Below are 18,271 nucleotides of genomic sequence, written 5' to 3'. Positions count from 1 at the left end.
CAGTCAGACCCTGAGCCACGACCACCGGAACCCGCTACGAGTATCAATGTCAGACCCCTCCGCTACGTTGCGGGCATGACGGAATTCGTACTTGTCGCAGGGGCGTGGCTCGGATCGTGGGCGTGGGACGACGTGGTGCCCGCGCTTCGTGGGGCCGGTCACGGCGCGCACCCGCTGACGCTGTCCGGCCTCGCCGACAGACAGGGTGTACCGGCCGGGCAGCAGACCCATGTCCAGGACATCGTCGGGGAGATCGAGCGCCGTGATCTGCGCGACGTCGTCCTGGTCGGGCACAGCTACTCGGGCATTCCGGCCGGCCAGGCCGCCGAGCGGATCGGCGACCGGCTCGCCCGCGTGGTGTTCGTGGACTCCAACGTGCCCGCCGACGGTGAGTCGTTCGTATCCGCCTGGCCGGACGGGCGGGCGATGGTGGAGAAGTCCATGGCCGAGAACGGGGGGTTCTGGGCACCGCTGACCGAGGCCGACTGCACCGGCCAGGACCTCACCGATCAGCAGATCGCACGGATCGTGGGCGGAGCGACGCCGCACCCCGGCGCCACGCTGACCGAACCGGCGGTCCTCGCACGCCCGCTCGGTCAGCTGCCGGCCACATACGTCAAGTGCTTGCTGGACGGGGCCCAGCCGAGCGGTGACGTGGTCGAGCTGCTGACGGGCGAGCGGTGGCGGCTGGTCGAGATGGACACCGGCCACTGGCCCATGTTCTCCCGGCCGCGCGAGCTGGCCGGCGTCCTCCTGGAGGCGGCGGCCAAGGGATGAGTAGGCGTTGAGTACCCGTACTCATGTACGGATCCGTCGGCGGCGCCACGATGCAGGAAGCGTGGCGCGGGCGCGCCGTACAGGCTCATGGGGGATGTCATGGGGAAGTTCTTCGGGGCGGTACTGGCCGTCGTGGTGACCGCGGCGGCCCTGATCCTGGCCCATGCGGTGGGGGTGCCGCCGGCGGTGGTGCTCGGGGCGGCGGCCGGGGTGGTCGGTCTGCTGTGGCTGCTGCTGCTCCTGACCGTGCCGTGGAACCTGTACTTCCGGGCGCACGCGGTGCTCGGTGAGATAGCCGTGAGCCGGGACAAGGGCCTGAAGGTCCCGACCGCGCGGGACACCGAGGCCGCGCGCATCGCACGGACGATGCTGCGCGCGGCCGTGGCCGGACATGTCGTCACGGCGGTGGTCGCGGTGGCGGTCGCGCGGGCGACGGGACAGCCGGTGGGCTACTGGCTCGCCGGGCTGTTCCTGCTGAGCACTCTGTTCCGGCCCGCGGGCGCCTGGTTCATTCAGCTGCGGCGGCGCCTGGGCACGCTCCTGAAGGATGTGACGTATCCGCGCGACGACGTGGTGGAGCTGCGGGCGCTGGTGGACCGCCTGGACTCCGGGGTGCAGGTCCTGGAGGCCAAGGCGGAGGAGCAGTATCGCGCGCTCGCCGAACTGCGGCGCACCGTGGACGCGTTGGGCATGGCCTCGTACGAGCGGGCCGACGAGGCCGACCGGAAGATCGCCGCGCTGGGCCGGGAGTTCGAGTCGACGGTGAACCGCCTCACCGACAACCAGGAACTCATCGCGGGGGTCAAGGCCTTCCTGCGCCTGCTGCGGGAGGGCGGCCCCGGTATCGAGCCGGCGAGGGGCCCACGGCCGGTGTGACCCCTCAGACGGGCGCCGTCGTCCGCGCCTTGGCGATGACCGTGTCGAGGAGCGCGAGCAGCGCACCGCGGACGTCGGCGCGGGCACGCGCGTCGAGCATGAGAATGGGCGTCCGCGGATCGCGCAGGTGCAGCGCCGCCCTGATCTCCCCTTCCGTATAGGGCTGTTCGCCGTGAAAACAGTTCGCGCCCACCACGAACGGCAGTCCGCGGCTCTCGAAGAAGTCGACGGCCGGGAAACTGCGGTCCAGGCGGCGGGTGTCGACCAGTACGACCGCCCCGAGCGCCCCGTTCAGCAGCTCGTCCCACATGAACCAGAAGCGCTCCTGTCCCGGCGTACCGAACAGGTAGAGGACGACTCCCGCGTCGTCGAGGGTGATGCGCCCGAAGTCCATCGCCACGGTGGTCGCCGTCTTGGACTCGATGCCGTCGAGATCGTCGACGCCGACCCCCGCGGCCGTCAGCCGCTCCTCCGTACGCAGGGGCTCGATCTCGGAGACCGTCTCCACCAGGGTCGTCTTGCCGACGCCGAATCCCCCGGCGATCAGGATCTTGACGGGGGCCGCTTCCTGGGCAGGGGTGTCATATCCGGGCAAGGTTGTCCCTGATTCTCATGAGCAGGTGGACATTGGTGGTCTCGGCGCCCTCCAGGGGCGGCCGGTGGTGGATCAGCCCGCGGTCCGCGAGTTCGCCGAGGAGGAGCGTCATCGGAGTGAGGCGCATCCCCATCCGGGCCGCGATCTCGGCGACCGCCCGCCCGTTCGGTGGCGGGCACATGGCAAGGACGGCCTGCCACTCGGTCGGCAGGCCGTCGTGGTCCTCCTCGGTGACGGCCGCCGTGATGGTGGTGTCCATCGTGAGGACGGTGTGCGGGGCGGCTGTACGGCCATCGGTCAAGGCGTACAGCCGCGTCCTGCGACGGCTTCCGCGCTGCGGCTCGTCGGACATTACGACGTGGCAGCCTGGGTGCGCTCAGGTGTGCTCAGCCACTCGCCCAGCGCCTGCGCGGTCCTGACGGCCTCGCCGCCCAGCTCGCCGAGCCGGGCCTTGCGGGACGTCACGACGATGAGCGTGCTGCCCTCGCCGCATCCGACGATGCACAGGTACCGGTCGTCCATCTCGACCAGCTGGCGGATCACCCGGCCGCCGTCGATCTCCCGCGAAATCGCCTTCATGGTCGACGCGATGCCCGAGGACGCGGCGGCGATGCGCTCCGCCTGCGGCCGGTCCAGCAGGTAGGCACTGAGCTTGATCCCGTCGTTGGACAGGAGCACGGCTCCCTCGATTCCGGCGATCCGGCTCAGATTGTTGTCCAGAACGCTGTAGATCATGTCGTTCGTTGTCGTCGTCATGGCTGATCCTGTCGGAGTTCGATTTCCACTGTCCGGGTGCCCTGTTCGTAGTCGTCCCAGGCGTCGGCCACCTCCTGAGGCGTCGCCGTGTCCGGCGTGACCGTTGTGTCCGTCGTGCGGGGCTCACGCAGTTGTCTGGCCATGTGGGACTGCGGGACGCGCTCGGGAAGGGCGGGAGGGGTGGGGCGGGCGGCGCCGTCGCGGGTCCCGGGCTGGGCCGGCGCCGGGCGGTCCGAGGCGGGCGTGGCCGGTTCCTGCGGGTCCCGGGCGTGTTCGACCGGGGCCTGGCGGTCCGTGGCCTGCCGCAGCGGCAGCGGGTCCGCCGCCACGTGCAGGACCAGCTCGGGCCTGCCCTCGTCGGAGCGGTGCGGCTCACGCCCGGGCCCGGACTCAGGCTCGGGCTCGGGCTCAGGCCGGTCCACCGCCGGGGTGGGGCGTGCGGTCACGCCCACCGGCTCGCGCTCGCGCTCCGTCGGGACCAGGAGCTCCCGGGGGACGATCACCACGGCCGATGTGCCGCCGTACACCGACCGGCGCAGCGTGACGGTCGCTCCCAGCTGGTCCGCGAGGTGGCCGACCACGAACAGGCCCAGCCGGTGCGCGTTCTCCGCCAGGACGGAGTACGGCGGGGCGGAGTGCAGGCGCCGGTTCATCTCCTCGTACGTCGCGGGCGTTACCCGGGGGCCGCGGTCCTCGATCTCGACCGACAGCCCGTCGGCCACCAGCTCGGCGCGGATCACGACCTTCGACCGTGGCGGGGAGAACCGGGTGGCGTTGTCCAGCAACTCCGCCAGCAGGTGGCTGATCTGGCTGATCACCCGTGGTTCCACGCTGATCTCGTCCAGCGCCTGGCGTTCGATCCGCCGGAAGTCCTCGACCTCCGCGGCCGCCTCGCGCAGCAGGTCGGCGACGCGCATGGGCTCGGTGTGCGGGTCGGGGATCTCGCCGCCCGCGAGGATGAGCAGGTTCTCGATCTGTCGGCGCATACCCACCGTCAACTGGTCGGATCGCATCAGCTGGGCCAGCAGCGCCTCGTCGCCGCCGAAGGTGTCCTGAAGCTCCTCGGTGAGGGTCAGCTGGCGGCTGACCAGGTTTCCGGTCCGGGAGGCGATGCCCGCCGCGAACATGCCGAACCCGTGACGCTCGGCCGCGAGCTGCCGGTGCCCGTCGACGGACACGGCCACGACCCGGGCGAACGCGTCGCTGACACGCCCCACCTCGTCCTGTTCGCCGCCGACCGCCGGCAGTGCCTCCGCGTCGACGGGCTGCCCCTGCTGGAGCCGGGCCACCACGTCCGGCAGCGTCTCCTCGGCGATGGTCACCGTACGCTCGTGCAGCACGCGCAGGCGGCGCAGGACCGAGCGGGTGGTGAACACGATGGCGACCGCGACGATCAGCAGCGCGCCGCTGCTGCCCGCGATCAGCCAGGTGACCTCCGCCTCGAGCTCCGACGCCCTCGCGTCACCGTTCGCGAGCAGCGCCCGCGTCCGGTCCATGTTGAGCGCGTCCACCTCGGCCGACCACTTCTTGTGCGCGGCGGACCAGTCGCGGATGCCCCGGGGCAGCTTCACGCTCGAGTCCGTGTCCTTGTGGTCGGACAGGATCTCGTTCTCGATCCGGGTCTTGGTCTGCCACGCGTCCGAGCCGGCGATCCCCGAGTAGCGGTCGCCGTCCTCGGTGGGCAGGAACGGCACGACCCACCGGTCGTACAGATGCCGGTGAGCCCCGACGGCGTTGACGAAGTCGGCGAACCGACGCGTGCTCAACTCCCTGGACGGCCCGGCCAGCGCGAGGATCGTGTCCTCCTGGGCCAGCATCTCCGCGGCCGAGAACATGGTGATCACGACGCGGCTCTCCTGAGTGAGCCCGGCGTCGTCCGTGTGGCTGAACCCGTCCTGGAAGTAGCGGATCGTCTGGCTGATCAGGTCGCTGTAGAAGACGATCACGCTGTCGGCGCTGCCGATGCGGGCGTCCGCGCGCTCCCGGTAGGTGTCCAGGTCGGCGAGGCCCTTCATGACCTCCAGGAGACGGCGGTCCGCCTCCTCCGACCCGGCCCCGGCGCTCGCCGAGGACCGGCGGAACTCCTCCGCGGCCGCGTCCGTGGCGGCGCGCTGGGCGCGCACGGCGTCCTCGGACACGGCGGAGCCCGCCCACCGCGCGGCGGTCATCGTCCGTTCCGTCTGCAACTCGACCATGAGCGTGTGAAGGGGGATGCCCAGCCGCTCACCCGCCGCCACATCGGAGCGCAGGTGCCCGGACTGAGCCAATAGCCGGTCCGCGGTCACGGCGACTTGCGTGCCCATCGCCACGGTGGGGACCAGCGCCAGCAGGATGAGCAGCGTACGGAGGCGCACGGTGCGCCGCCGCCGAGGGGGCGTCGGCGGAACGGGTGGACCTTCGGGTTCTATGGAAGACATCAGCCCTCGGGAGCGGGAGCGGGGACAGGCCGGCAACCGGGACCGGCACAGCCCTGGGGGAGGGCGTGGGGGACGGCCGGTCCGGCGTCGGTGACGCGTGCGGGTGCCGATCATAACCAGCCAAGTCGAGTAACGGAGAGGTTGCTTCCGCTCGTACAACGTGGTAATCGCGCCTGCCACGTTGCCGACACGATGCCTTCCCGAAGCCCAACCGGTACGACGCGCCACGCGCGTTGCGGGCGCGCCGGAGGCGACCTATCAGGCCACTCTCGGGTGCTTCGGGCGCTTCAGGACGCTTCGGCCGGTGGCGCAAAGGTGAACCACCGGCCGAAAACGGGCCCTTGAGGAGGAACAGCCTCAGCCGCTCAGGGCGGCCGACACCACCGACCGGGCCTCCTCCTGCACCCGGGCCAGGTGATCGGGGCCGAGGAAGGATTCGGCGTACACCTTGTAGACGTCCTCGGTGCCCGAGGGGCGCGCGGCGAACCAGGCGCTGTCGGTGGTCACCTTGATGCCACCGATGGCGGCCCCGTTGCCGGGCGCCTCCGTGAGCACGGACGTGATCGGCTCCCCGGCGAGGGTGCCGGCCGTCACCTGGGAGGGGGAGAGGCGGCTCAGGACGGCCTTCTCCTCCCGGGTGGCGGGGGCGTCGATACGGGCGTACGCCGGTTCGCCGAACCGTGCGGTGAGCGACGCGTACTGCTCGCTGGGCGTCCGCCCCGTCACCGCCAGGATCTCGGAGGCCAGCAGCGCCAGGATGATGCCGTCCTTGTCGGTGGTCCACACCGACCCGTCCCGGCGCAGGAAGGAGGCGCCGGCGGACTCCTCGCCGCCGAACCCGAGCGTGCCGTCGGCCAGCCCGTCCACGAACCACTTGAAACCGACCGGAACCTCGACCAGCCGCCGGCCGAGGTCGGCGGCCACCCGGTCGATCATGCCGGACGACACCAGCGTCTTGCCGACCCCGGCCCCGGCCGGCCACTGCTCACGGTGGCGGTACAGATAGGCGATCGCGGTGGCCAGGTAGTGGTTGGGATTCATCAGGCCGCCGTCGGGGGTGACGATGCCGTGCCGGTCGGCGTCCGCGTCGTTGCCCGTGGCGATCCGGAACCGGTCCCGCCCCTCGATCAGCGACGCCATCGCATAGGGGGACGAGCAGTCCATCCGGATCTTCCCGTCCCAGTCCAGCGTCATGAACCGCCAGGTGGGGTCGGTGACCGGGTTGACCACGGTCAGGTCCAGCCGGTGCTCCTCGGCGATCCGCCCCCAGTACGCCACGGACGCCCCGCCCAGCGGGTCCGCCCCGATCCGTACCCCCGCCGCGCGCACCGCGTCCAGGTCCAGCACGGACGGCAGGTCCCGCACGTACGAGCCGAGGAAGTCGTACCGCCCGGTTGTGGGGGCCGCCAGCGCACGGGCGTAGGGCAGCCGCCGTACGTCCTTCAGGCCGCCCGTCATGATCTCGTTGGCCCGCTCCTGGATCCAGCCGGTCGCCTCCGAGCCGGCCGGCCCGCCGTTCGGCGGGTTGTACTTGAACCCGCCGTCGGCCGGCGGGTTGTGCGAGGGGGTGACCACCACGCCGTCGGCGAGGCCGGAGGCGCGGCCGCGGTTGTGGGTGAGGATGGCGTGCGACACCGCCGGGGTGGGGGTGTAGCCGTCGGCCGCGTCGATGAGGACGGTCACGCCGTTGGCCGCGAAGACCTCGACCGCGGTGACCCGGGCGGGCTCCGACAGCGCGTGGGTGTCCGCGCCCAGGAACAGCGGCCCGTCAATGCCCTGTCCGGCCCGGTACTCGCAGATCGCCTGGCTCGTCGCGGCGATGTGGTCCTCGTTGAAGGCCCCGGTGAGGGAGGACCCGCGATGCCCGGACGTGCCGAAGGCCACGCGCTGGGCCGGCTCCGCCGGGTCGGGGTGCAGGGCGTAGTACGCGGTCACCAGCCGGGCCACATCGATCAGGTCCTCCGGCCGCGCCGGCCGCCCCGCGCGCTCGTTCGGCATCCGTCCACTCCTCCATGTCCGTCGATCAATCGATCAGTGCGATCCGATCAGTGCGATCAGTACGAGAGCGATGATCGCCCGATCGACCGTGTTTCGTACGACTGCCCCTCCGGAAGGGCCGTAAGGGCGTTCCCGTCGGGCATGCCCAGTGGGGCACCGGGCACCCTCATCACCCGGCGATTTTCCGCGAGTCCGCCCGTCCGCTCGAAAACAGTGGCCCGATCAGACCGAGTTCGCGGTCGGCGGAGGAGGCGTCATGGCCCAGCGGATCGTCCTGGTCAGCGCGTGGCCGGAGGCCCGGACGAAGGTTCCCTCGACACCCGGCAGACGGGGCAGGCCGAGTTCCCCGCGCGCCCACAGGGGGAGGGTGGACACCGCGTTCGCGGCGAGGACGGCGTACGGACCCCGGGCGATCCAGGGCAAGGGCGGGTGGAGCAGGATGAACCGGGCCGCCTCACGCGCCTCTTGGGTGGCGTACAGCTCCGGCCGGTACGCGGCCAGCCGGTCGGCCAGCCCGGCCCGGTCGCGCGGCGGGTCGACGACCCCGAGCGCGGCCGCGACGCGCGCGGCGTCGGCGATGTACGCGTCGCAGCCGGCCGCGTCCAGCGGACGCGCGCCGTAGCGCTGGTGGGCGGTGAGGAAACTGTCCACCTCGGCGACGTGCACCCAGCCCAGCAGGTGCGGATCGGCCGCGTGGTACGCCTGCCCGGCGGCGGTGGTGCCCCGTACCCGGTCGTGCACGGCCCGCACGTGGTCGACCGCGCGCTGCGCGTCGTCCGCGGTGCCGTACGTGGTCACGGCGAGGAACGTGCTGGTGCGCTGGAGCCGCCCCCACGGATCGCCCCGGTAACCGGAATGGGCCTCCACCGCCGCCATGGCCAGCGGGTGCAGGGACTGCAGCAGCAGTGCCCGCAGTCCGCCGATGAACATCGACGCGTCGCCGTGGACGGTACGGATCGGCCGGTCGGGACCGAACCAGCGGGGCCCCGGCGTGCCGTGGATCCGGGCACGGTTGGCCGGGCCGGCGGGACCCGCCACGCGGGTGAACAGGCTGCGGCCGAGCTGCTCCCGCAGATGGTTCATGCCGCAAGTATCCGCCCGGCACGCGTCTCGCCGGAATGGCCGTGCACGATACGGGATGGCCGTGCACGGTGCCGTCACTGCAGGGCGTGCACCGCCGCGGCGAACACCGGCGGCATCCGGGCGGCCGCCGGCACGACCAGCCGGGCCGTGTCCGGCCGGCAGCCGACCCGGACCAGGGCCTCGGTCATCATCCGGTGCCGCCGGGACAGCCGCCGCCACGCCCTCTCGTACGCCGCCGGCCGGCCCGCCCGCAGACACCGCACCGCCGCCTCGGCCGACGCCAGCGCCAGGGAGACGCCCTCGCCGGTGAGCGCGTCCACGTACCCCGCCGCGTCGCCGACGAGCAGCACCCGCCCGGCCACCCGGCCGCGCACCCGCTGCCGCAGCGGCCCGGCACCGCGTACGGCGCTCACGGCCGTCCCGTCGCCCAGGCGGGCCGCCAGCTCGGGGAAGTGGCCCAGGTGCGTGTCGTACGGGCGTCTCGCCGTGCTCAGGACCGCCACCCCGACGAGGTCCTCGGCGACCGGCGTCACGTACGCCTCCCCGCCGCCCGACCAGTGCACCTCGACGAAGTCCGACCACGGCGGCAGCCGGTAGTGCCGCCGCTGGCCGAACCGCCGGGGCCGGCGGTCCGGCAGCTCCAGACCCAGGGCCCGCCGTACGGGGGAGCGCAGGCCGTCCGCCGCGACGAGCCACCGGGCCCGCAGCCCCGCGGCGCTCACCGCGTCCGCGCCCTGCCGTACGTCGCCGACCTTCCCGGGCACCACCCGCACGCCCAGCTCGGCGGCCCGCCGGGCCAGCGCGGCGCTCAGCACCGTCCGGCGCACGCCCAGGCCGGTGCCGTCACGGAACCCCGCCTCGGCGCGGTGCGGACCGTCCACGTACCGGATGCCGCGCAGCTCATGGCCGGCCGGGCGGACGCCGAGAGCGGCCAGGGACCGCACACCGCCCGGCATGACCCCCTCGCCGCACGCCTTGTCCACCGGCCCCGGACGCGGCTCGATCACCACGGCCTCCATTCCGCGCAGCGCCGCGTGGATCGCCGTGGCGAGTCCGGCGGGCCCACCGCCCGCCACCAGCAGATCGATCACCGGGCCCCGCCCGGCACGGCCGTGCCACCGGGGGCCGGAGCAGCGCCGAGCGCCGCCTCCTCGCAGCGGATCCGTACGGTGAGCAGTGCCGCGTTGCACGCCGCGAAGAGCGCGGCGGTCAGCCAGGCGGAGTGGACCAGCGGCAGCGCGACGCCCTCGGCCACCACCGCCACGTAGTTCGGGTGACGCAGCCACCGGTACGGCCCGCCGGACACCAGGGGCAGACCGGGCACCACCAGTACGCGGGTGTTCCAGCGCGGCCCCAGCGTCCGTACGCACCACCAGCGCAGGCACTGGGACGCGACCACCACGGCCAGCATGGTCCAGCCCAGCCCTGGGCGGAACGGCCGCCCCATCGCCCACACTTCGGCCAGGCAGCCGACGAGAAGCCCCGTGTGGAGCACCACCATCACCGGGTAGTGGCCCCGCCCCGACTCCACCGCGCCCCGGGCCAGACTCCAGCGCGCGTTGCGGCGGGCGACGACCAGTTCGGCGAGCCGCTCCACGCCGACGGCCAGCACCAGCAGGGCGTACCAGACCATGCGTCTCTCCCGTTTCTACCAGCGCAGCAGGACCAGTTCGGTGCAGAACCCCGGGCCCATGGCGAGCAGCACCCCCGGCGTTCCCGGGGGCGGGGCCGCCGCCGTCAGGGTGTCGCGGAGGACGTGCAGCACGGAGGCCGACGAGAGGTTGCCGACCTCGGCGAGCGAGCGCCGGCTGACGTCGAGGGCGCCGTCCGGCAGGTCGAGCGCCTCCGCGACCGCGTCGAGGACCTTCGGGCCGCCCGCGTGGCTGACCCAGGCCGACACCTCGTCGCGGCTCAGGCCGTGGTCGGTCAGGAAGCCGTCGACGTCGTCGGCGAGGTTCTTGCGCACCACGTCGGGCACGGCGGGGTCGAGGACGACGCGGAAGCCCGAACCGGAGATGTCCCAGCCCAGCAGCCGCTCGGTGTCCGGGTACAGATGGCTGCGGCTGGCCACCACGGTCGGGCCGCCGCCCCCGCCGCCCCCGCCGCCCGCCGTGTGCCGCCGGGCACCGCAGGCGACGACGGCCGCGGCGCCGTCGCCGAACAGCGCGGTCGCGATCAACTGGGCGAGTGAGGCGTCGGCCCGCTGGAAGGTCAGCGAGCACAGCTCGACGGAGAGCAGCACGGCGACGTCGTCCGGCCGGCCCAGCAGATAGTCGTGCAGGCGGGCGATCCCGGCGGCCCCGGCGACACACCCCAGGCCGAAGACCGGCAGCCGCTTGACGTCCGGCCGCAGCCCGAGCCGCCCGACGAGCAGGGCGTCCACGGACGGCGCGGCGATGCCGGTCACCGAGGTGAAGATCAGCAGGTCCACGTCCCGCGCCGACAGGCCCGCCGCGCTCAGCGCCCCGGTGACCGCCTCGGCCCCCAGCTCCACGGCGCCGTCGATGAACGCGTCGTTGGCCGCGCCGAAGCCGTCCAGCCCGCCGTACCGGTCCAGCGGGAGTGCCATGTGGCGGGAGCGCACCCGCGCGCCGTCGTGCAGCCGGTCGAGTACGCGCCGGTCGGCGCCGGCGGGCAGGCAGTGACGGGCCACCATGTCGGTGATCTCGCGCTGGGCGTGCCGGTGCGGCGGCAGGACTCCGTGAACGGCTGCGATCCGGGTCATCAGAGCTCCAGGTCGGCGACATCGGTCCCCCATGTGTGCCCTCGTCCCGTGTCGCCGTACCGCTCGTACCGGCCGTTCGCCCGATGAGCGCCTACGCTCGGCCCGTGAACGCCACCGACCGGCCCGCGTACGGACACAGTGGTGTCGTCGGCGGCCTGCTGATGGCCTGTCACCCCGGCCCGGCGGCGGCCGTCACCGTCCTGGTGACGGTACTGGCGGCGGCGGCCGGGCACGACGGGCTCGGCTGCCTGCTGATCGCCGCCGCGGTGCTGGCGGGCCAGCTGTCGGTGGGCTGGTGCAACGACGCCGTCGACGCCGCCCGTGACCGGGCCGCCGGACGGTCCGCCAAACCGGTGGTGTCCGGGTCCGTCGGCGCGCCGGCCGTGTGGGGCGCGGCCACCGTGGCGCTGGGCCTCGCCGTGCCGCTCTCCCTCGCGTGCGGTCCGCTCGCCGGAAGCGTCCACCTGGTGGGGGTGGGTGCGGCGTGGGCGTACGACCTGGGCGTGAAGGCGACGGTGCTGTCCTGGCTGCCGTACGCGACCGGCTTCGCCGCGCTGCCCGCCTTCGTCACGCTGAGCCTGCCGGGGAGCCCCTGGCCGGCCTGGTGGGTCGTCGTCTGCGGGGCGCTGGTGGGCGTGGGCGCGCACCTGGGCAATGTCCTTCCGGACATCGGTTCCGACCTGGCCGTCGGGGTACGCGGCTGGCCGCAGCGCCTGGGCCCGGCACGGGTACGGCTGCTGCTGCCGGTTCCGCTGGTGGTCGCCTCCGCGGTCCTGGCCCTCGCCGGGCCGCCGCCGGGCACGGGCGGCTCGGGGGGCGTCGGCTCCGGCGTCGTCGGCCCGGTCGCGGTGGCGGTGGCCGTGCTGACGGCCGTGAGCGGGGCCCTCCTCGGGCGCCGCCGGCCCGAGGTGCCGTTCATCGCCGCGATCGCCGTGGCGGGCATCGATGTGGCGATGCTGGTGTGGCGGGGCGCCGCGATCACCTGACGGAACGGAGGGGCGGGCCGGCGGCCGACCTGGCAGGATCAACGCCCGATGACGGAGATCCCAGGCTGTGCGGTGTGTGGCGGAACCGTGGCCCCCGACGGCTACTGCTGGGACTGCGGCGAGGCCCAGCCGGCGTTCCGTTCCCACCTGGAGCTCACGACCGACGGTGGTGCCGCGGGAGTCAGCGACCGAGGCAGGCGGCGGGGCGTCAACGCCGACGCCATGGCGCTCACCACGGCGCTCACCGCGACCGGTGCGTGGACGATCGGTGTCGTGTGCGACGGGGTGTCGATGTCGCCCCGGGCGGACCGGGCGGCGCAGGTCGCCGCCGAGGTCGGCGCCCGCGCCCTGCGGGAACGGCTGGAGGCGGGCGCGCTGCCGGAGACCGCGCTCGACCACGCCACCCTCGCCGCGGGGCGCGCGGTCAGCGCCCTGGCCGCGTCCCCGGCTGCCGCACCCGCCTGTACGTACGTCGCGGGCGTCGTCGGCCCCGGGGGCTTCTGGTGCGCCTGGGTCGGGGACAGCCGCGCCTACTGGCTGCCCGACCAGGGCCCCGGAACGGTGCTGACCGAGGACGATACCGGCGAGCACGAGGCCCTGACCGCGTGGCTGGGCGCTGACGCCGGCGAACCGACCCCCCGTATCCGGAGCCTGAGGCCCTCCGTACCGGGCCGTCTGCTGCTGTGCACCGACGGGCTGTGGCGCTACCTGCCGGACGCCGGCGCCCTGCGGGACGCACTCGCCCGCCACCGGCCGCCCGGCCCCGGCGGGCTGCCGGCACAGGCGCGGTCACTGGTCACGTACGCCCTCGACGCCGGCGGACACGACAACGTCACCGCGCTCCTCATCCCCGTCGGGCCGTGAGGGCGGCCCACTGGTCCGAGCCGACTTCAGGGATTCCCGCTCTGGCCGAGCCGGACGAGGACGTACCTGACGAGGCGGGCGGCGGTCACGGTGCCCAGGAGGCGCACCCGGCCGTCACCCTCGCGCTCGACCACCGCGACCAGCGGGCTGTGGGTACGGGCCATGAGCGCCGCGACCTCCATCGGTGTGGCGTCCGGTCCCACGTACGGAGGCGGGAAGAGCCGCCGCGGCACCCACTCGGCGACCGTGAGCCCTTGCAGCCCCTCGGCGATCTCCGCGTCCATCCGGTCGTCGACGGTGGACGCCAGCAGCGGGTCGTCGAGCGCGTACGCAGGGACCAGCCGCCGCAGCAGCTGGGACCCGGGCACGATGGCGTGCGGCAGCCCGTCCGCGTCCAGGACGAGCAGGGCCGGCAGCGAGTTCTCGGCCAGCAGCCGGGCGGCGTCGATGGCGTCGTCGTCCGTCGTGACGTACGGATAGGGCTCGGCCAGATCATGGGCACGCACAAGTCCAACGTAGGCCCGCTCCCCGCGCGCCGCCTCTCGGGCCGGGCCGGTCCCCCAGGAGGAGCGTCAGGCGCGCGGCTGGTCGACCCGCTCGGCCTTCTTCTCCTTGATCCGTACCGCTTCCTTGCGGACCTCGGCCTGGACCGCGCGTTCCCGCACCAGCCACTCGGGGCCCTCCGCCTTGAGCGCGTCGATCTGCTCCGTGGTCAGGGGGTCCGTGATGCCGCCCCGTGCGAGACCGGAGATGGAGATGCCGAGCTTCGCCGCGACCACGGGCCGGGGGTGCGGGCCGTTGCGACGCAGCTCACGCAGCCACTCGGGCGGATCGGTCTGCAGCGCGGCCAGCTCGGCGCGCGAGACGACACCCTCCTGGAACTCGGCGGGGGTGGCCTCGAGGTACACACCCAGCTTCTTCGCCGCGGTCGCGGGCTTCATCGTCTGGGTGCTCTGGTGCGACGTCATGCGTCAAGGGTATCGAGCATGCGAGCGACCGATGACCACGACCGCCGACCACGGCGGGTAATCTGTCGGGGTGACAGGCTCCGATGCATCCCCTTCCTTCCGGCTCGCCTACGTCCCGGGTGTGACGCCGGCCAAGTGGGTGCGGATCTGGAACGAGCGGCTGCCCGACGTCCCGCTGACCCTCGTCCAGGTGTCCGCCGCCGAAGCACCCGAGGTGCTGCGGAACGGCGGCGCGGACGCGGGCCTCGTGCGGTTGCCGATCGACCGGACGGACCTCAGCGCGATCCCGCTCTACGCCGAGACGACCGTGGTCGTGATCCCCAAGGACCATGCCGTGGCGGCGGTCGAGGAGGTGACCGCCGAGGACCTCGCCGACGACATCGTGCTGCACCCCCTCGACGACACCCTCGGCTGGGAGCGTCCGCCCGGCCTGCCCGCGATCGAGCGCCCCGCCACGACCGCGGACGCCATCGAACTGGTGGCGGCGGGGATCGGTCTCCTTGTCGTCCCGCAGTCCCTCGCCCGCCTGCACCACCGCAAGGACCTCACCTACCGGCCGGTGGCGGACGCCCCCCAGTCGCGCGTCGCGCTGTCCTGGCCGGAGGACGAGACCACCGACCTGGTGGAGCACTTCATCGGGATCGTCCGCGGGCGGACCGTCAACAGCACCCGGGGCCCGCAGACCCCCGCCCAGCCGAAGGGCAAGCGCCCCGACAAGAGCGGCGCCGACCGGCGCAAGCCCGTGGCCGGCAAGCCGACCGGCAGGGGCGGCCCCCGCAGCGGCTCCGGCACCGCCAAGGGCGCCAAGCGCGGCAAGCCCCGCCGCCGGTCGTAGTCCACCGCCGATCCGGTCCCGCACCGCAGCCGCCCACCAGAAGTGGACTGTGGCCCGCCGACCACGGAACTTATTCGCTGTCGCCCCAGGCCTCCCGGGAGTGAGAATGCTCCTTCTCGAACGGGAGGAATTCCATGAGCCAGGCATACCTGACTCTTCATCAGCTGCTGCCGCCGCGGGAACTGGCGACGGCGCTCGACGCCGGGCACGTCACCCGCAAGGCACACCCGGAACTGCCGCTGTCCATCTACACGTACACACGGACCTGCCAGTACGAGCGGATCTGGAACCGCGTCACCATGCGCTGCCGCGGGCTCGTCGCCGACGACGTCACCGGTGAGGTCGTCGCGCTGCCGCTGCCGAAGTTCTTCAACGTCGGGGAACACGAGGCCGGTCAGCCCTACGCCCCCGCTCTGCCCGACGAACCGTTCGAGGTGTACGACAAGGTCGACGGCAGCCTCGCCGTGGTCTTCCACTACGCCGGCCGGTGGCGCGTCGCGTCCAAGGGGTCGTTCATCAGCACGCAGGCCACCTGGGCACAGCGCCGGCTCGACGGGAAGGACACCTCGGGCCTCACCCCGGGCGTGACCTACCTCGCGGAGATCCTGTACCCGCAGAACCGTATCGTCGTCGACTACGGGGACCGCCGGGACCTGGTGCTGCTCGCCGCCTTCGCCAAGGACGGCACGGAGATACCCCTGGCCGACGCCGCCCCCGCCTGGCGGCCGGTCGGCTCCGTCGTCACGGTCCGCCCGCCCATGCCGCTCGCCGAGCTGCTGGCCCTGACCGAGTCGAACACCCTGCCCGGGGGCCGGGCCGCCACCGGCACGGACGCGGAGGGCTTCGTGCTGCGCTTCGCGTCCGGGGTGCGGGCGAAGGCCAAGCTGTCGGAGTACGTACGCCTCCACAAGGTCCTGACGGGCGTCACCGAGCGGGACATCTGGCGCGGCCACGGCATCCAGCGCTTCGCGCACCTGCCCGCCAAGCAGATCGCCCAGGCGCTGGGCTGCTCGGCGGCGGACATCACCGCGTCGGGCGGCCGGCCGCTGGACGCCCTGCTGGAGCAGGTGCCGGACGAGTTCGACGCCTGGGTGCGCGAGGTGATCGCGCGGATCGAGAAGGACGTGGCGGACCGCGAGCGCGCCATCGACGACGCCTACCGCTCCCTCTCCCCGCTCGCCGGCGACCGCGCCGCCTTCGCGCGCGCCGTGAAGGCCCTGCCGGACGCCGCCGTCCGCCCGGCGATGTTCCTGCGCCTGGACGGCCGCCCGACCGAGCTGGTGACATACCGTTCGGTGCGGCCGGAGGCGTCCGATCCATTCAAGAACGACGAGGAGAACTGACCAGTGCTGCCCGTAGTACATGTGATGACGGGCCTTCCCGCATCGGGGAAGACGACCGCGGCGCGGGCGCTCCAGGCGCGGTCCGAGGGCCGGATGCGCCGGGTCAACCTCGACGACCTGCGCACCATGCTGGACGTCCCCACCCAGGAGCGGAATTCCTACGCGCACGAGCAGACGGTGCTCGCCATCCAGGACGCGGCGGTCCGGGCTGCCGTCGACGGCGGGTTCGACGTGGTCGTCGACAACACCCATCTGACGCCCCACATCCCCAAGCGGCTCAAGGCCGCCGTCGGCGGGCAGGCGACGTTCGTCGTGCACGACTTCACCGACGTACCGGTGGAGGAGTGCATACGGCGCGACGGCGAGCGGGAGCGGTCCGTGGGGGAGGAGATCATCCGCCTGCTGGCCGACAAGCACACCAAGGCCACGAGGGGCGGTTGGCGGCTCACCGACGCGTGGCTGAACGACCAGCCGCCCGTGGAGCCGTACGTCGCCGACCCGTCGCTCCCGTCGGCGGTCATGTGCGACATCGACGGCACGCTCGCGCTGCGGGGCGACCGTGGCCCGTACGACTTCACCCGCTGCGACGAGGACCTGCTCAACGTCTCGGTGCGCCAGGCCCTGCACTCCTTCCGGCGCGCGGACGACGACGTCATCGTGCTGCTCTCCGGGCGGGGCGAGGAGCACCGGGAGAAGACGGAGGAGTGGCTGCGGCGGCATGAGGTGCCGTACGACGAGCTGTGGATGCGGGCCGCCGGTGACGGCCGGCGCGACGACGTGGTGAAGGCCGAGCTCTTCGACCGGCACGTCCGCCACCGCTTCGCGGTACGGGTCTCCCTGGACGACCGGGATCGCGTGGTCGCCGTGTGGCGCCGCATGGGCCTGCCCACGTGGCAGGTCAACTACGGCGACTTCTGAGCGCCCCGGCGGTTCTCAGCGCCGCGGCGGTCCTCAGCGCCGCCGGGCGCACGTCCAGGCGTCCATGCCCTGCATCGCGGCGAGCCGCTTGGCCGTGGCGATCTGCTCGGCCCTGGTGGCCAGATCCGCGCGCGGCGCGTACTTCAGGCCGCCCGCGGCCACCCAGCTGGACTGCTTGAACTGAAGCCCGCCGTAATGCCCGTTGCCCGTGTTGGCCTGCCAGTTGCCGCTGGACTCGCACCGGGCGATGGCGTCCCAGTCCGCGCGTTCGCCGGGGCCGGGAGCGGCGGCCTGGGAGGCGGGGGCGGCGAGCATCAGGACGGCCGACGCGCACAGCGCCGTCGTGGTGAGCCTGCCGATGGTGTTCCCGCCGCCGGTACTGCTGTGGTGACCATGCATCAGGTGCCCTCCGGGCCCGTCACGTCGGCCCCCGGCAAGGGGCCGGCTGAGGACTACGACCGTAGGGTCGTGCGACGTGGGCGGCACGTGGTGTTGCGCCCATCGGGTCTACGGGTCCGCGAACCGTCAGTCCGCCAGGGAGGCGAGGGTGGCTTCCAGGTCGGCGGCGCGGGGACGGTTGTGGGGCAGCTTGGCCAGGACGCGGGCCATGCCGCAGGTGTCGGTGAGCGCGGAGAACACCAGGCCGCCCGCCACGCCGGCGGACAGCAGGCGTGCGGCCGGCCGGCGCCGCCCCGCGAGGAGCCCCGCCAGGACCAGGGATCCGGCGGCGAGGCGGACCTGGCGCTCCATGACCCAGGCGGTGCGGGCACCGGCGGGGCGGTGGATGTCATGGCCGGACGCGATCCAGGCGGTGGTCCCACCGGTGAGGGTGGCGGCGGCGATGTCGTGCGCGGCCAGGGCCTCGCACGCCCGGGCGGAGCGGGCGCCGGAGGCGCACACCATGAGCAGGCGGCCGCGGCCGGTGGCCGTCCTGAGGGCGGGCAGGGCTGCATCCAGGTGGTCGAGGGGGATGTTGCGGGCGCCGGGCAGGTGGCCGGAGGCGTACTCGCCGGGGGTGCGTACGTCGATGACGGTCAGCTCGTCCAGCTGGGCGCGCGCCTGCTCGGCGGTGAGGGCGGGGGTGGTCACGTGGCTTTTTCCTTGTCTTCACGGGGTGTTGTACGCGGGCC

The 18,271-nt window shown here is 73.3% G+C and carries 20 protein-coding genes; 7 read left to right on the top strand and 13 right to left on the bottom strand.

Annotated elements, in window-relative coordinates:
• Nucleotides 1–75 precede the first annotated feature (75 nt).
• Both BKD26_RS28740 and BKD26_RS28735 read left to right on the top strand, forming a co-directional pair.
• Nucleotides 76–777, top strand: a complete 702-nt coding sequence (locus BKD26_RS28740) for an alpha/beta fold hydrolase (RefSeq protein WP_084904039.1) — start codon at nucleotides 76–78, stop codon at nucleotides 775–777.
• Nucleotides 778–876: 99 nt separating this feature from the next.
• Nucleotides 877–1,653 (top strand): hypothetical protein, encoded by a 777-nt coding sequence (locus tag BKD26_RS28735; protein ID WP_084904098.1) that lies wholly within the window; start codon nucleotides 877–879, stop codon nucleotides 1,651–1,653.
• A 4-nt stretch (nucleotides 1,654–1,657) separates the two neighbouring features.
• Here the strand turns inward: BKD26_RS28735 and BKD26_RS28730 are convergent, their stop codons facing one another.
• The 9 genes from BKD26_RS28730 to BKD26_RS28690 all read right to left on the bottom strand — a co-directional run bounded on the left by BKD26_RS28730 (nucleotide 1,658) and on the right by BKD26_RS28690 (nucleotide 11,227).
• On the bottom strand, nucleotides 1,658–2,248 hold the full coding sequence (locus tag BKD26_RS28730) for an ATP/GTP-binding protein (RefSeq protein ID WP_073759042.1): 591 nt from the start codon (nucleotides 2,246–2,248) through the stop codon (nucleotides 1,658–1,660).
• Complete coding sequence (locus BKD26_RS28725) at nucleotides 2,235–2,600, bottom strand: DUF742 domain-containing protein (RefSeq protein WP_084904036.1); 366 nt, start codon at nucleotides 2,598–2,600, stop codon at nucleotides 2,235–2,237. Before BKD26_RS28725 ends, BKD26_RS28730 begins: the two co-directional genes overlap by 14 nt.
• Nucleotides 2,600–3,004: a roadblock/LC7 domain-containing protein gene (locus tag BKD26_RS28720; protein ID WP_073759038.1), complete on the bottom strand. Its 405-nt coding sequence runs from the start codon at nucleotides 3,002–3,004 to the stop codon at nucleotides 2,600–2,602. Before BKD26_RS28720 ends, BKD26_RS28725 begins: the two co-directional genes overlap by 1 nt.
• Nucleotides 3,001–5,358 carry a sensor histidine kinase gene (locus tag BKD26_RS28715; protein WP_241518893.1) on the bottom strand — a complete coding sequence of 786 codons (2,358 nt, stop codon included), beginning with the start codon at nucleotides 5,356–5,358 and terminating at the stop codon, nucleotides 3,001–3,003. Before BKD26_RS28715 ends, BKD26_RS28720 begins: the two co-directional genes overlap by 4 nt.
• A 420-nt stretch (nucleotides 5,359–5,778) precedes the next feature.
• A complete protein-coding gene (gene pgm, locus BKD26_RS28710; RefSeq protein ID WP_084904031.1) occupies nucleotides 5,779–7,419 on the bottom strand; it encodes a phosphoglucomutase (alpha-D-glucose-1,6-bisphosphate-dependent) in 1,641 nt (546 codons plus the stop codon).
• A gap of 222 nt (nucleotides 7,420–7,641) precedes the next feature.
• Entirely contained in the window at nucleotides 7,642–8,502 is an 861-nt protein-coding gene (locus BKD26_RS28705) for an oxygenase MpaB family protein (protein WP_084904028.1), read from the bottom strand.
• A gap of 74 nt (nucleotides 8,503–8,576) precedes the next feature.
• The gene (locus tag BKD26_RS28700; protein ID WP_084904024.1) at nucleotides 8,577–9,593 is read right to left on the bottom strand and encodes an NAD(P)/FAD-dependent oxidoreductase; all 1,017 of its coding nucleotides are present in this window, start codon (nucleotides 9,591–9,593) and stop codon (nucleotides 8,577–8,579) included.
• On the bottom strand, nucleotides 9,590–10,135 hold the full coding sequence (locus BKD26_RS28695) for an isoprenylcysteine carboxyl methyltransferase family protein (protein ID WP_084904021.1): 546 nt from the start codon (nucleotides 10,133–10,135) through the stop codon (nucleotides 9,590–9,592). The genes BKD26_RS28700 and BKD26_RS28695 overlap by 4 nt, the downstream gene beginning before the upstream one ends.
• 15 nt (nucleotides 10,136–10,150) lie before the next feature.
• Nucleotides 10,151–11,227 carry a 3-oxoacyl-[acyl-carrier-protein] synthase III C-terminal domain-containing protein gene (locus BKD26_RS28690; protein ID WP_084904019.1) on the bottom strand — a complete coding sequence of 359 codons (1,077 nt, stop codon included), beginning with the start codon at nucleotides 11,225–11,227 and terminating at the stop codon, nucleotides 10,151–10,153.
• Nucleotides 11,228–11,331: 104 nt separating this feature from the next.
• Between BKD26_RS28690 and BKD26_RS28685 the strand changes: the two genes are divergently transcribed.
• Nucleotides 11,332–12,213 (top strand): UbiA family prenyltransferase, encoded by an 882-nt coding sequence (locus BKD26_RS28685; RefSeq protein ID WP_241518892.1) that lies wholly within the window; start codon nucleotides 11,332–11,334, stop codon nucleotides 12,211–12,213.
• A 48-nt stretch (nucleotides 12,214–12,261) separates the two neighbouring features.
• Entirely contained in the window at nucleotides 12,262–13,077 is an 816-nt protein-coding gene (locus BKD26_RS28680; protein WP_084904016.1) for a protein phosphatase 2C domain-containing protein, read from the top strand.
• Nucleotides 13,078–13,103: 26 nt separating this feature from the next.
• On the opposite strand, the gene BKD26_RS28675 is transcribed toward BKD26_RS28680, so the two are convergent.
• Together BKD26_RS28675 and BKD26_RS28670 are read right to left on the bottom strand one after the other, a co-directional pair.
• Nucleotides 13,104–13,583 (bottom strand): CBS domain-containing protein, encoded by a 480-nt coding sequence (locus tag BKD26_RS28675; RefSeq protein ID WP_084904013.1) that lies wholly within the window; start codon nucleotides 13,581–13,583, stop codon nucleotides 13,104–13,106.
• Between the two features lie 66 nt (nucleotides 13,584–13,649).
• A complete protein-coding gene (locus BKD26_RS28670; protein ID WP_084904009.1) occupies nucleotides 13,650–14,045 on the bottom strand; it encodes a DUF5997 family protein in 396 nt (131 codons plus the stop codon).
• 70 nt (nucleotides 14,046–14,115) lie between these two features.
• Between BKD26_RS28670 and BKD26_RS28665 the strand changes: the two genes are divergently transcribed.
• The 3 genes from BKD26_RS28665 to BKD26_RS28655 all read left to right on the top strand — a co-directional run bounded on the left by BKD26_RS28665 (nucleotide 14,116) and on the right by BKD26_RS28655 (nucleotide 17,141).
• Nucleotides 14,116–14,880 carry a LysR family substrate-binding domain-containing protein gene (locus BKD26_RS28665; RefSeq protein ID WP_084904006.1) on the top strand — a complete coding sequence of 255 codons (765 nt, stop codon included), beginning with the start codon at nucleotides 14,116–14,118 and terminating at the stop codon, nucleotides 14,878–14,880.
• Nucleotides 14,881–15,014: 134 nt separating this feature from the next.
• Nucleotides 15,015–16,223 (top strand): RNA ligase, encoded by a 1,209-nt coding sequence (locus tag BKD26_RS28660; RefSeq protein ID WP_084904003.1) that lies wholly within the window; start codon nucleotides 15,015–15,017, stop codon nucleotides 16,221–16,223.
• 3 nt (nucleotides 16,224–16,226) lie between these two features.
• Complete coding sequence (locus BKD26_RS28655; RefSeq protein ID WP_241518891.1) at nucleotides 16,227–17,141, top strand: AAA family ATPase; 915 nt, start codon at nucleotides 16,227–16,229, stop codon at nucleotides 17,139–17,141.
• 33 nt (nucleotides 17,142–17,174) lie between these two features.
• Here the strand turns inward: BKD26_RS28655 and BKD26_RS39410 are convergent, their stop codons facing one another.
• Both BKD26_RS39410 and BKD26_RS28645 read right to left on the bottom strand, forming a co-directional pair.
• Nucleotides 17,175–17,456 (bottom strand): transglycosylase family protein, encoded by a 282-nt coding sequence (locus BKD26_RS39410; protein WP_241518897.1) that lies wholly within the window; start codon nucleotides 17,454–17,456, stop codon nucleotides 17,175–17,177.
• A 210-nt stretch (nucleotides 17,457–17,666) separates the two neighbouring features.
• On the bottom strand, nucleotides 17,667–18,230 hold the full coding sequence (locus BKD26_RS28645) for a rhodanese-like domain-containing protein (protein ID WP_084903996.1): 564 nt from the start codon (nucleotides 18,228–18,230) through the stop codon (nucleotides 17,667–17,669).
• Nucleotides 18,231–18,271 lie beyond the last annotated feature (41 nt).

Origin of the sequence: Streptomyces sp. CB03238 (assembly GCF_002099185.1) — a bacterium.
GTDB lineage: Bacteria > Actinomycetota > Actinomycetes > Streptomycetales > Streptomycetaceae > Streptomyces.
This window is presented reverse-complemented; position numbering and strand designations above follow the sequence as displayed.

Excerpts from the sequence above, each read along its gene's own strand:
- BKD26_RS28720 (WP_073759038.1), bottom strand. The coding sequence starts at position 3,004 with ATGACGACGACAACGAACGACATGATCTACAGCGTTCTGGACAACAAT.
- BKD26_RS28740 (WP_084904039.1), top strand. The coding sequence starts at position 76 with ATGACGGAATTCGTACTTGTCGCAGGGGCGTGGCTCGGATCGTGGGCG.
- BKD26_RS28690 (WP_084904019.1), bottom strand. The coding sequence starts at position 11,227 with ATGACCCGGATCGCAGCCGTTCACGGAGTCCTGCCGCCGCACCGGCAC.
- BKD26_RS28705 (WP_084904028.1), bottom strand. The coding sequence starts at position 8,502 with ATGAACCATCTGCGGGAGCAGCTCGGCCGCAGCCTGTTCACCCGCGTG.
- BKD26_RS28735 (WP_084904098.1), top strand. The coding sequence starts at position 877 with ATGGGGAAGTTCTTCGGGGCGGTACTGGCCGTCGTGGTGACCGCGGCG.
- pgm (WP_084904031.1), bottom strand. The coding sequence starts at position 7,419 with ATGCCGAACGAGCGCGCGGGGCGGCCGGCGCGGCCGGAGGACCTGATC.
- BKD26_RS28680 (WP_084904016.1), top strand. The coding sequence starts at position 12,262 with ATGACGGAGATCCCAGGCTGTGCGGTGTGTGGCGGAACCGTGGCCCCC.
- BKD26_RS28725 (WP_084904036.1), bottom strand. The coding sequence starts at position 2,600 with ATGTCCGACGAGCCGCAGCGCGGAAGCCGTCGCAGGACGCGGCTGTAC.
- BKD26_RS28670 (WP_084904009.1), bottom strand. The coding sequence starts at position 14,045 with ATGACGTCGCACCAGAGCACCCAGACGATGAAGCCCGCGACCGCGGCG.
- BKD26_RS28695 (WP_084904021.1), bottom strand. The coding sequence starts at position 10,135 with ATGGTCTGGTACGCCCTGCTGGTGCTGGCCGTCGGCGTGGAGCGGCTC.
- BKD26_RS28660 (WP_084904003.1), top strand. The coding sequence starts at position 15,015 with ATGAGCCAGGCATACCTGACTCTTCATCAGCTGCTGCCGCCGCGGGAA.
- BKD26_RS39410 (WP_241518897.1), bottom strand. The coding sequence starts at position 17,456 with ATGCTCGCCGCCCCCGCCTCCCAGGCCGCCGCTCCCGGCCCCGGCGAA.